General features: G+C 42.8%; 7 protein-coding genes. All 7 read left to right on the forward strand.

The window, feature by feature from the left end:
- The first annotated feature begins 12 nt into the window (after nt 1–12).
- From J671_RS13180 to J671_RS13210, 7 genes are read left to right on the forward strand one after another with little or no spacing between them, the layout of a single operon-like run.
- A complete protein-coding gene (locus J671_RS13180) occupies nt 13–1788 on the forward strand; it encodes an acyl-CoA dehydrogenase (protein ID WP_081404893.1) in 1776 nt (591 codons plus the stop codon).
- Nucleotides 1785–2045, forward strand: coding sequence for an acyl carrier protein (locus J671_RS13185; RefSeq protein ID WP_002054205.1), 261 nt, complete (start codon nt 1785–1787; stop codon nt 2043–2045). Before J671_RS13180 ends, J671_RS13185 begins: the two co-directional genes overlap by 4 nt.
- Entirely contained in the window at nt 2042–6001 is a 3960-nt protein-coding gene (locus J671_RS13190; RefSeq protein ID WP_031982536.1) for a non-ribosomal peptide synthetase, read from the forward strand. Before J671_RS13185 ends, J671_RS13190 begins: the two co-directional genes overlap by 4 nt.
- Nucleotides 6002–6025: 24 nt before the next feature.
- Complete coding sequence (locus J671_RS13195; RefSeq protein WP_031982537.1) at nt 6026–9772, forward strand: outer membrane lipoprotein-sorting protein; 3747 nt, start codon at nt 6026–6028, stop codon at nt 9770–9772.
- Entirely contained in the window at nt 9769–11040 is a 1272-nt protein-coding gene (locus J671_RS13200; RefSeq protein ID WP_031982539.1) for a hypothetical protein, read from the forward strand. The genes J671_RS13195 and J671_RS13200 overlap by 4 nt, the downstream gene beginning before the upstream one ends.
- A gap of 52 nt (nt 11041–11092) precedes the next feature.
- A complete protein-coding gene (locus J671_RS13205; protein WP_031982540.1) occupies nt 11093–12958 on the forward strand; it encodes an alpha/beta fold hydrolase in 1866 nt (621 codons plus the stop codon).
- On the forward strand, nt 12951–13712 hold the full coding sequence (locus J671_RS13210) for a 4'-phosphopantetheinyl transferase family protein (protein ID WP_031982541.1): 762 nt from the start codon (nt 12951–12953) through the stop codon (nt 13710–13712). Before J671_RS13205 ends, J671_RS13210 begins: the two co-directional genes overlap by 8 nt.
- The last annotated feature ends 8 nt before the right edge of the window (nt 13713–13720 follow it).

Raw genomic sequence — 13720 nt, forward strand, 5'->3', positions numbered from 1 at the left:
CTTACTTCCAATTTGCGGCAGTTTCAATCTGCTGCTCGTCTGGAGCAAATTTTAGGCTCCGTACATGATACCAACAATGATTTTTCTTGGTCCGCTGCCATCGAGCGTGATGAAAAGGAACAGTATCCTCAGCGTGCTGTTGATTTTCTGAATGCGGTGGGCATGAACCGTTTCTATGTACCTTCAGAACTCGGGGGGCGCATGGAAATTGGTGAAGAGTTGTTATATCTGCATCGCGTGTTGGCACGACGTGATCTAACCATCAATTCGACCTATAGCACGAATGCTTGGTCTGTGATCGTATGGATCGGTGGTAATGCGAATCAATGTCAAAACATCGCTAACCGAATTTTAAGTGGTGCTGCGCCAGCACTAGCTTATAGTGAAAAAGCACATGGTGCAGATCTGTTATCTAGTGAAGTGACTGCACAATCTGGTGAAAGCAAGTATGTCTTAAATGGTGAAAAATGGTCGATCAATCGCGCCACTTTAGGTGACTCTTTAAGTCTGATTGCTAAAACATCGAATGATCGTGGACCGCGTAGTTTGAGTGCATTCTGGCTCGATAAGCGTCAAATGGCTTCGAAAGGAACGTATAGCCTGAACCGTCTGCCAACAGTGGGTATGCGTGGTCTAGATATTAGCGGTATTGGTTTTAATAATGCTGAAATTCACAAAGACGCTCTAATCGGTGAAGAAGGCCAGGGCTTGGAGCTTGGTCTCAAGACGCTACAGGTAACACGTGCATATTGCAGTAGTTTCTCGCTCGGAGCGGGTGACACGATGCTACGTATCGCGACCGAATTTGCTATTGAGCGCGAGTTATATAACAAGAAAGTGATAAACATTCCGCTAGTGCGTGAGCAACTCGCCACCGCCTATGCTTATCTTTTAGCGGCTGAGGTGTTATCACTCGTTGGTGCGCGTGGATTACATGTTTGTATCAATCAATTCAGTACATGGTCACCAATCGTCAAGGTCGTAGTACCTGAGTATGTAGAGTCGCTTGCCAAGATCACTTCTTCAGTGCTTGGCTCACGTTTTTTCTTAAGAAATGCATATGCTGATGGAATGTACCAAAAAGCATTCAGAGACCATCTGATTGTTAGTGTATTTGATGGTAGCAGTACCGTCTGTCTAGACAGCCTGAGTTTTCAGCTCAAGTCTGCCAATAAAGGTCGTAGTAAAAAAGCCGATCAACTCAATCAAGCCGAAGCTAAAGCACGCTATCGCCAGTTGTATGACTTGCAGGTAGAGACAGGGGCTATTGATTTTCGTGAGCTTGAGATTTTTAACCGAGATGGTGACTTGGTAATGGAGTCGCTCGGGACAATCATCGAAATGCTCAACAATACCGATGTCACAGCAGGATTGTCTGCCCAAACGCTTTCTACACTAAGTGAGCGAGCAAATCAGTTGCTTGTTGAACAGCGCTCATTGGATCAAAAAATTCAGGATTACTTTTCAAACTCTGAGCAAAGCAACGAATTTGAAACGCTGCGCTTTAGCCTTGCCCGTGGTTACGCCGAGCTGTTTGCCCGCATTGCTGTGCTGGGTTTCTGGGTTTTCAACCGTCATGGTTTAAGGCCTGCTTTGCAGGATGGTGCATGGCTGATCATTTTCTTAAATACCGCTGAAGGAGAGACATCTCCTCCTATGGCATCAGTACGTGAAAGCACATTGGCAGATTTGCTAGACCGAATTTCAACTAACCATATGTTATCTGTTATCGATTTTGCATTGGCACCGCGCGATGCCAAACCAGTTAAAGAGGAGATTACCCCATGAATAAGGATAAAGCTTACTGGAGCGCGATCATTCGTACACTAGTAGCCAAAGAAATGCGTGTAGAGCCTGAGACGATTGATCCAGAGCAAAAATTTACCAGTTATGGTCTTGATTCGATCGTTGCTTTGTCTGTCTCTGGGGATTTAGAAGATCTGACAAAACTGGAGCTTGAGCCGACATTACTATGGGATTACCCAACAATTAATACATTAGCCGAATATCTTGTTTCTGAGTTGCAACAGGGGGTTGCTTCATGAATAACATTGCACACCTAGAGCCAAAAATTCTGTCACGTCACGCGATTTCTGCAGAGCAGCTTGGTATTTGGTATATCCAACGTTTTGAGCCAACTTGCAGTGCCTACAATATGGTGGTGGCCTTTGATGTAAAGGTCAATCAACCATTAGGCAACAAACCGATGGAGATTTTGGAAGCGGTGATGGATGATTACCCGCTATTGCGTGTAAGCATGCCTGCCAATGAACAGGGGATTGAGCAACTTATCTGGGATCGCGTGTATCCTAATATTATTTTCACTGATGCTCGACATGTTGAAGCTTCTGATTTGACGCAATTGGTTGAACAAGATACCAAGCAACCATTTGACCTGACTCAACCACCATTGTGGCGTATTCATTGTTATGAACGTGGTCAGAATCATTATGTGGTTGCAGTTGTGATTCATCATGCCTTAATGGATTTCTGGTCAATTGGTCTGTTGCTGCGTGATGTCTGCAAGCGCTTTGGACTAATTACAGAGTCAAATGCGGTAGACGGAATTGAGTTCGCACAGTATGCGGATAAGCAGAAGAACAATGCGACCGACGATGCTGATGAAAGCCTACTTTTCTGGAAAAATGCGTTACAGCACGCACCACATGTGCATAGTATTCCGCTTGATTACCCACGTCCAGCTGTGCAGCAACATAAAGGTAGCTCGGTGATTTTCCGTGTGCCTGAGTCAGTATCATCTGGGCTTGTGAGCTTGGCGAAAGATTATGAGATCACATTGTTTGGTCTTGTACTATCTGGCTTTTATATCCTACTGAACAAACTATCAAATGAAAATAATCTAGTTATTGCCACAGCAGTAGCAGGTAGGCTTGAGCGTTCTTTGCGTAATGCGCTTGGGCAATTTGTCAATACAATAGCTCTTCATGTAGACATTGATGCTGATCAAACCTTACGCCAATTTACGCAACAGGTCCAAGAACAATTAAAACAAAGCCTAAAACATCAAAAAGTTGCCTTTTCTAGAGTAGTTGAGGCTGTCTTACCAAAGCGCGATGGCAGTATTAACCCATTGGCTCAGGTGGGAATGTTCTGGGAACGTCTAGGCGGCATGGATGAGTTTAAGGAACTACTCTTACCAATCCAGAATCCAGCTACATTAGTTGGTCAAGACCTGACTTTGGGAAGCTTTCCGGTTCGCCAGCAAGAAGGTCAATTAGACATTATGCTGGAAATGGGGGGTGAATATCAGGGTGAACTGGTTGGTGTACTGAAATACAATTCCGAAATATTCTCTGCAGAGTCGGCAGAGAATATGGTGCAACTGCTGCAAATCATACTATCGGAGATGGTGACCCATCCTGAGCGTAAGCTCATTGAGTTAGATATTGCTCCTAGTTATGCGAATAACATCCAGCTAGGCTATCTACATGGTCAGGTTACGGACTATTCTAAGCATGATTTATTGGCAATGATTCTGAAGCAGATTGACGAGCGTGGTGACAACTATGCTACGACCTGCAGAGATCATGCTGTCAGCTATCATGAGTTAGGTCAGCATATCGCTGGTATCGCTGAATATTTGCGTGCACACAATATTACCAATGGTGATCGTGTAGGTCTGATGTTAGACCGTACTACGCTATTGCCTGCTGCAATCCTCGGAATTTGGGCGGCAGGAGCAGCATATGTGCCATTAGATCCTAGTTTCCCAAGAGAACGTCTGCATAACATCGTAGAAGACGCTGAACCTAAAGTCATCTTGACTCAAGCTGAGTTAATGGATGCTGTTAATGTTTCTGTGCCTCGTTTAGATATTAATCAAGCTGATGTTGTACCCCTTGAGCAAGTGCGTGAGACACTTGCCTTTGGTGATACCGCTTATGTGATGTACACCTCAGGTTCGACAGGGAAGCCTAAAGGCGTGCGTATTGGGCATCCTTCAATGGCTAATTTCTTGCTGTCTGTGAATGATAGGCTGCAAGCAACGCCAGATATGCAGTTATTGGCGATTACAACTTATGCCTTTGATATTTCAGTTGTTGAGCTATTGATTCCGTTGATGTACGGCGGTGTGGTACACGTCTGCCCACGTGAGGTATCGCTAGATGGTAACTTGCTGGTGGACTATATGCAGGCGAAGTCGATCAATATTATGCAGGCAACACCAGCCTCTTGGAAAATGCTTTTAGATAGCGACTGGAACGGTATTCCGGGTATGACTGCAATTAGTGGCGGCGAGGCACTCGATCCTATACTTGCAGAAAAACTTTTGGGCAAAGTAAGTTGTCTCTGGAATATCTATGGTCCGACCGAAACTACAGTATGGTCCAGTGCAGCTCATATCACCGATTCAAAATTGATTGATTTAGGTCAGCCAATGGCGAACACCCAGCTTTATGTTCTTGATGAACAACAGCGGTTGGTCCCACGCGGTGTTATGGGAGAGCTCTGGATTGGAGGCGATGGCCTAGCAATTGATTACTGGCAACGACCTGATTTGACAGATGCACAATTCAGAACCTTGCCATCTCTACCAAATGCCGGTCGACTTTATCGTACTGGAGATAAAGTCTGTTTGCGTATGGATGGGCGTTTGACCCATCACGGACGTCTGGACTTCCAAGTCAAGATCCGTGGATTCCGTATTGAACTGGGTGAAATCGAGAATGTTCTCAAACAGATCGATTGTATTACAGATGCAGTAGTGTTGGTTAAGACCACTGCCGACAACGATCAGAAACTGGTGGCCTATGTGACAGGGTCTGAGATTGATATGGCAGGGTTGAAAAAGACCCTGCAAATCCATCTCCCAGCTTATATGGTGCCAAGTACGTTTATCCGTTTGGATGAATTTCCAATGACGGGTAGTAACAAAATAGATCGTAAGGCGTTCCCTGAGCCAGTGTTTGAGCAGAGCAATGATTATGTTGCACCACGAGATTCGATCGAAATCGAGCTATGTACGACCTTTGAGCAGATTTTGTCAGTTAAGCGAGTGGGTATACATGATGATTTCTTTGAGTTAGGCGGGCATTCATTACTTGCGGTGAAGCTTGTCAATCATCTCAAGAAGGTATTTGGTACCGAATTATCAGTTGCCTTACTAGCACAGTACTCCACTGTAGAAAGTTTAGGCGAGATCATCCGTGAAAATAAAGAAATCAAACCTTCCATCGTAATCGAATTACGTCGTGGAACCTATGAACAACCGTTGTGGCTGTTCCATCCGATTGGTGGTAGTACTTTCTGTTATATGGAGCTTTCGCGTCATCTCAATCCGAATCGTACTTTACGTGCTATTCAGTCTCCAGGATTGATTGAAGCAGATGCCGCTGAAGTAGCCATTGAAGAAATGGCGACACTCTATATTGCTGAAATGCAAAAGATGCAGCCTCAGGGGCCTTATTTCCTCGGTGGATGGTGCTTTGGTGGTGCGATTGCATACGAGATCAGTCGTCAGTTGCGTCAAATGGGGCAGCAGGTCACAGGGATTGTCATGATCGATACTCGTGCTCCAATTCCAGAAAATGTACCTGAAGATGCCGATGATGCCATGCTCTTGTCTTGGTTTGCTCGTGATTTAGCTGTCCCTTATGGGAAAAAGTTGACGATCCCAGCGCAATACTTGCGCGAATTAAGTTCAGATCACATGTTTGATCATGTGCTTAAAGAAGCTAAAGCTATCAATGTTATACCTTTGGATGCTAATCCATCAGATTTCCGACTTTACTTTGACACTTATTTGGCTAATGGCGTCGCACTCCAGACCTATTTCCCAGAACCTGAAGATTTTCCGATCCTCTTGGTCAAGGCTAAAGATGAGATGGAAGATTTCGGGGAAAGCCTCGGTTGGGATCAACTGATCAAAGATACGCTTACACAAGTGGATCTGCCTGGTGACCATTCATCGATTATGTTCGCTGAGAACGTGGCGGCTGTGGCCCAGACAATTGATCAGATGTATCCAGTTCCTGCATAAAAAATATAAGAAGGTAGAACCACTATGGTGACCATAGAACATGCTTTCCTCATACCAGGCGATATTGATAAGGTCTTTAAATATCTTGCCAACCCGGGTCATGATGCAAGCTGGCAATTGTCATGTAAGCATTCTGAGCTACTAGATAATACTCCGCGTGTGGGCAGTAGGTATGAAATCGGTTTGACCTTTGCGGGTCGTGAGTTGGCCTTTAAAGGTGAAATTACACATCTGGTACCCAACGAATTATATGCCTTTCAAGTGCTAGAAGGACCTTTTCTTTATACGGGTACTTACCACTTTAAACCGCATCCAGAAGGTACATGGATTGAGTGGCTTTTTGTGGCAGAACCTGGCGGCTTTTTTGGTGTCTTTCCCGATGCACTGCTAAAAAAGATGGTTCTTGCCCAGTTCAAGAAAGATCTTATTAATCTCCAAGCACTGGCCAAAAAGGGTGGAACCTATGAGGCAGTGAGTCAGCAAGCACAGGAGATCGAAGAACCGTCGCAAGAGATCGAAAAACTATCGCAGGAGATCGAGAAGCCATCACAAGAGATTGAAGAGCCAGCACAAGAGGCCGATAAAAAATCACACGAGATCGAAACACCACTTCAAAAGACTCATCCAGTGATGGAAAAATATGCGCGTTGGATTCTCAGCCATCGCCGTATTGTGCTGACCGTAGTCATACTTTTAACGATTGTCTTGGCATATCTCGCATCGGGCGTAAAAATTATTATTGATCCGGGCGCACTTGCACCTAATGGGCATCCTTATATCACCTCGACCAAACTGATCGAAAAGAAATTCGGTTCCAAGTATATGGTCGTGATCGGCATTACACCGAAACAAGGTGATATTTATCAGCCGCAAGTATTAGAAAAAGTTAAACATATTACCGAAGAAGTTGACAATGCACCTGGCGTAGTTCGTTCTACGATGATGAGTCTGGCTGCACGCCAAGCCAAAGGAATCATGGCTAATTCGGAAGGGTTTGATGCCAAGAAATTATTGCCGACCAGTTCTGTAACTCAAGACGATATCGATCATTTGAAAAAAATGTTGGCAATGAACCCAACCTATATGAATTCAGTCGTATCTAAAGATCAAAGAACTGCTGCAATTTTGCTTGAGCTTGAGGAAAGCCCGGAAGGCTTCCAGAAGATGATGGCTCCAATCAACAAAATTGTAGAGAGCGAACAATCCAAAGATATGACCATCAGTGTTGGTGGCAATCCCGTCTATCTCGATAAAGCTGAAGATTATTCTAAGCGTATCAATATCTTGTTCCCAATTGCTGTGTTGGTGATCGGTTTATTGCACTTTGAAGCATTTCGCAGTAAGCAGGGGTTGATCTTGCCACTCGTTACAGCTTTGCTGTCTGTGGCATGGGGTATGGGCATGATGGGCCTATTTAAACAGCCGATGGATATTTTTAACTCGCCTACACCAATTTTGATTTTGGCCATCGCAGCAGGTCATGCCGTACAGTTGTTAAAGCGGTACTACGAAGACTTTGACCGTTTGCTTGCTCAAGGGATGGAGCCTAAAGCTGCCAATAGTGAAGCTGTTGTTCAATCTCTGGTCCGTGTGGGTCCGGTTATGATATTGGCTGGCGGAATTGCAGCAGCCGGGGTCTTCTCTCTGTTAACTTTCAATATTCCGACTATTCGTTCATTCGGTATTTTTACTGGGATCGGGATCATTAGTACACTCGTAATTGAGATGACTTTTATTCCGGCACTGCGCTCGATGTTGCCACCACCTTCTGCTACGAAGGTCAAACGTAAAGGTCTACCGATATGGGATTGGATTCCAAACCGTATTGGTGATGCTATTTTGTCAGTTCGTCCGCGAATGATGTTAATGACTGCGATTGCGGTAGTAGGTGTCTTACTTGCTATCGGCACCAGCCGTATTGTAGTAGATAACGATAGTCGAAATTTCTTCTCGCGTGACCTACCAATGCAGCAAGACGACAGATTTTTGAATCAGTCTCTTGGTGGAACAAATAGCCTTTACATTATGGTCGATACTAAAGTTCGTGATGGTATCGAAAACCCTGAAATTCTCAAAGCAATTGATAATACAGAAAAGTTCGCGAATTCAATTCCAGAGGTCGGTAAAACAATCTCTATTGTGGACTATATCAAACGAATGAATCAGGCCATGAATGCCGATCAGCCACAGGCATTTCAGGTTCCTGCAACCAAAGATGTTGTTGCTCAGTATTTACTGTTGTATTCAATGTCTGGTGAGCCGACAGATTTTGATTCTTACATTGATACCACTCAGCGCTATGCCAAGATTACGATTCTGATGAAAACAGGTAGTAATCATCGCATTACAGAAATCCTTGAATCTCTAAAAACTTATATGGCAGGTCAATTCGGTGATAAAGCTGTAGTAAGTTTTGGTGGTGACGTGACTCAGACTATTGCTTTAACTGAAACAATGGTTCACGGCAAACTCATGAATATTCTACAAATTTCATTTGCTGTCTTCTTTATTTCAGCGTTGGTCTTCCGCTCACTTTCAGCTGGGCTGATCGTTCTGACACCTCTTTTATTCTCAATTCTTGCGATCTTTGGGGTAATGGGTTGGCTCAATATTCCCCTCAATATTCCAAACTCTCTCATCTCGGCCATGGCTGTTGGTATCGGTGCGGATTACGCCATCTACTTCCTCTATCGCTTGCGTGAAATCTTGCGTGAAGAAGGCGGAGATATCAAAGATGCTGTTCGTAAAACCTTAAGTACAGCTGGTAAGGCTTCTCTTTTCGTCGCGACTGCGGTTGCTGGTGGTTATGGTGTACTGTCCTTATCACAGGGCTTCCATGTACATCAATGGCTAGCGCTGTTTATTGTGATTGCGATGCTTTTCAGTGTATTTGCAACCTTAATTATGGTACCTACAATGATTTTGATGCTAAAACCACGTTTTATCTTTTCTTCAAATAAGAAGAGCATTCCTGTTGCACAAACTGTCGTGACAAGCCTTTTGTTGGGTACGGCACTTACTTTTTCACTACCTAAAACATCACATGCAGATGAGGCTCAAGACATTGTTAATCGTAGTGATGATGCCTCTAAGTTCTTGTCTTCAACTGCTAGCGCCAAATTTATTCTGACGTCTAAAAATGGTGAGCAACGTGTACGTATGACTAAAAATATGACCAAGCTTGCTGGAAATACTCAGAACAATATGCGTTTGACTGAGTTCATCTCGCCAGCGGATGTCCAAGGAACCACGACACTGTTGATTGAAAATGCAAAAGGCAGTGATAGCATGTTTGTCTATTTGCCTGCATTGAAAAAAGTACGTCGACTAGCATCAGCGAATAAGGGCGATGCTTTTATTGGTACCGATTTTAGTTATGGTGATGTACTTGGCTATAAGCTCAGTGACTGGAAGTACACGAAACTGGCAGATGGCAAATTTAATGGTAAAGATTGCTACATGATTGAAGCAACGCCAATCAATAATACGGTGAAGAATGACTTTGGTTATAGCAAACGTCGCATGTGCATACTCAAAGACAACTTTGTTACAGCAACTATCGACATTTGGGATACCGCAGGTAAGCCGTTAAAGCACATTGAGTTCACCGATATCCGTCCTTACGGCAAAGTGAAACCAAGATGGCAGGCCATGAAATCTATGGCGAAAAACTTGCAAACTCAACATATGACGCAAGTGATCGTCAATGATTTTGCCGCAGAAAAAACTTTATCCGATAAGCTTTTCTCACCGCAGAGCCTTGAAAAATGACGCAAGGTGCCTATTGGGTATTTGCATGCTGTAGTAGCTTTATGCTACTGCAACATGCTTATGCAGATGACAGCGAAATTAGTTTTATAAGCCAGAACTCGGCCAGACTCGATGTGTGGTCATCAGATCGTGATTTAAGTTCGTTAAAAAATATTGGACAAGCAAGTTTCTGGTCCAATGGTACGCTCAAGTTTAACCCAGCGTTTAAGATCCATTACGATATAAATATTGGAGACGAAACGGACCATACTGTAAATCCAGATCAGGTGAGTAAGGTGAATCGCAACTTACGTGAGTTGTATGCATCTTATAACTGGGATCAAACGTTTTATTTCGACTTTGGTCGCCAGATTGTGGTCTGGGGGAGAGCTGATGGGATTAACCCAACGGATAATCTATCACCTCGTGACTATACGCGTTTAGTACCAGATGAGACAGATCAGCGTCTTGGAAATGATGCACTCAAATTGACGTATATTCCTGAATCTGGAACTAATAAATGGACGGCATTATGGTATCCGCGTAGCCGTTCAGATGTGATTCCATTGCGTCAGATTGCTGGTGTTCAGTATGACATAGACCGTAAGAGCCGTCCTGCGTTTGCAGTGCGTTGGGATTATTCCGTAGATGGTCTAGATGTAGGTGCATCGTATTTTTCAGGTTTAGATCACATGCCTGATCTGTCATTGCAGTCGTTATCTCCAACAGGAGCAACGTTACAATTGAAAAATAATCCTATGTCTGTCTATGGGATTGATTTCAGTTATAACCGTAACGATATCGTGTGGCGTGGTGAAGCTGCATATACAAAGACTGACTCGGATGGCAGCGAAGATCTTACGCATAAGAAAAATAATTTAACCGTGGTCATGGGACCAGAATGGTCATTAAAAAATACTACGCTAAGCTTAATGGGTGTGTACAAACATACAGAGGACGTAAGGTCTGCCGATAGCTTGACAGATCCATTATTAAGAGAAGTTTACCGTTATCAGCAAACAATTAGTGATCAATATCAGCAAAATCAGTATGGAGCTATGCTGCGCTATGCACTTAACCTGCTGAATGATAATTTAAAATTAGAAGTAACAGGGTTCTATTTTTCGCCCAAACCGAATGAGTTACTAAGAGTACGTATTAATTACAACCTCAATGATCACTGGCAGCTGAATGCAGGTGGCGATCGCTTCTGGGGCAGAAATGATACTGTGTTTGGACAATTTAGAGATAACAGTCTGGTATATGCCCAGATTCGATATAATTTTTAAGATAATCCGCTTCAAGTAATACTGGAGCTCGCAATCCCTAATAAGGTGATTTATGGATAATTTAAATAAAGCAAAAAAAGATAATTTTTCACGGAAAACTATATTAGTAACAGGTGCAGCTGGTTTTATTGGAAGCAGATTAATTGTTGAACTTTTACGTGAAGGTCATCAAGTAATCGCTGCACTGCGTAATGCTCCAACCAAGAAAGAAAAACTATTAGATTTCATTGCAACAGAAGGGCTGATTGATCCCTCTATTTCTTTTGTTGAATATGATTTAAGCCGTGATTTTAAGCTGGACTCTCTATTAGCGGATACTCAAACGAAGATTCATGTTATTTATCATCTGGCTGCATCATTTAATTGGGGAATTAGTAAAGCTGATGCTCAACTTACCAATGTAAAATCAGGCCTTGCCTTGATTGAGTGGGCGGCAACATTAAAACAGCTTGAGCGATTCATCTGGATTGGTGGATATCGCATGGTTTCTCCACCGAAAGGTTCACCTGATGATTTATATCGTAAATACGGCGGTTATGAGGCTTCGAAACTTTTAGGTCATCAGGCTTTCATTGAGGCTTGTAAGCGTTTAAATGTGCCATGGACTGCAATACATCCTGCTACAGTTATTGATGGTTTTTATCGTTATGGCGATATGCAATATATTGGTATTGCAGAAATGATTGGTAAGTTATATCAGGGACGACTGATGGCACTGCCTGGTGGCCGTGACACATTCTTACCACTTTGTAATATGCAATATATTGTAAGCTTCCTAATCCGCACCATGTTTTATCCTGAAACCATTGCTCAGGAGTATATGCTGCTCGATCCTGCGACGCCGAAATTTCATCACCTGATCCATCTGGCTGCCGAGTATTTAGGAGTGAGTACACCACATTTGCAACTCCCTAAAATTCTACTCGAGAAATTACCTGAAGTATTGCTTGATAGCTCCAAAGAGCAACTTGCTTTCATTTCTAATGAAAACTATCAAGTCGCTGAAACAGAGATGATGGCAACGAAGATGGGGATTGCTGATCTAATCAATACTACTCCTTATTTCTCTCACTGGATTGATCGTCTGGTACTCACACGTTTTGGTCATATGCAAGTAGCTACACCGAGTCGTTTCAGCTATCAGAGTCGATATTGGACAGAAACCTATATTAAACAGTCGCTTGGTTCAGAAAAAGCTTCTGCATTATTTTTACATGGAATCCCATTTGATAGTGCATGCTGGTCTCCAATCATCAATAGAATTACATATGATCAGGTCGCTATGATGGACCTACCGGGACTTGGGCGTTCGGGTAGTTATGAGATAATGGAAGATAACAACCAACAATTTATTGATGTTGCTTCAAAGCTTTTAGCACCAAATAGTGTTGTGATTGCTCACTCGTTAGGGTGTCTTTTCGCATTGAATCTTGCAAAGAAATATCCAGATAAAGTTGCTCGCCTTATCCTGATATCACCTTATTTTGTTCAGGCGCGGGCTGCTAAAATATTCCAAATACAGGCCATCTCTAATTTAATTTTCCGTTTTGTGCCGAAAGATATCATTGCTAAAGATCTGCATCCAGATGGACAAAAAAATCCGTCAGTGGGCTATGCGATGGATTCATTATGCCGTGTGCCAGTATCTAAGCATATTAGCGAGTATATGCATCTCGTTAATTTGCCACAGCAACGAGCCGCTCAAACTACTCTGCTCAATGAGCTTCGGTCTAAAGTCGAGATTATTATTGGAGAGAAAAATCCAATTGTTACCCCAATAAGTCCTGATATTCCGGTACATATCATCGCTGGTGCAGGTCATAATCCACACATTACCCATGTAGAAGCGGTTTATGATTACCTCACACCAGTTCTAACAAAGTATATCAGTACTACAGCACAACTTAGTGATGTCTGATATACCCCAAGTGCAGGTTTATATTTGCCCAGTTTCACGGGTACCAGATAATCATCTCATATTGAGTCATTATCTCAGCTTTCTCAATGCCGCAGAAAAGTTGAGATATGATCAATATCTTCCTCAGGCAGCGCGTCTTTTCTTAATTTCTCGTGTCTTAACGAAGTCTGTTCTAGCAGATAAGCTGGGTATTTCAGCCCATCAAGTCAATATTCAGTTACAACCGAACGGCAAACCTTTTGTACAAGGTAGTAAGACGATTTATTTTAATCTTAGTCATTCAGCGGACGTTATTGTCCTTGCTGTGACTGAAGAAGGGGAAATCGGTGTTGATGTTGAACGAGTGAATCGAGAGTTCCAATGGAAGCGGGTTGATAGCGTTTTAGACCTAAGTGAAATAGAGTGGATTCAGGAAAATGAACCGATTGACCCATTCAGCGTATATCAGCGGTTTTTTCAAATATGGACCTTGAAAGAAGCCTATATTAAATGTACTGGTCAAGGAATGAGTAGCCATTTAAAGAAGCTTAATTTCCATGTCTTTTCTGAATATATAAAGTTTTTTGATGCAACCAAGGATACTCAAAACATAGAACAATATCATTTTCAAAGCTATATTTATGATTGCAATTTTATCTTTTCCATATGTTTACAGCAGAGCCACCATATAGAACGCTTTAATATGGACTGTTTCCAATTATTGCCGTGTATATCTATGCATCCAATGAAGCCGACACCTTGTAGATATAACTAAATTAAATG

The organism is Acinetobacter sp. 1130196 (assembly GCF_000588095.1).
GTDB lineage: Bacteria > Pseudomonadota > Gammaproteobacteria > Pseudomonadales > Moraxellaceae > Acinetobacter > Acinetobacter nosocomialis.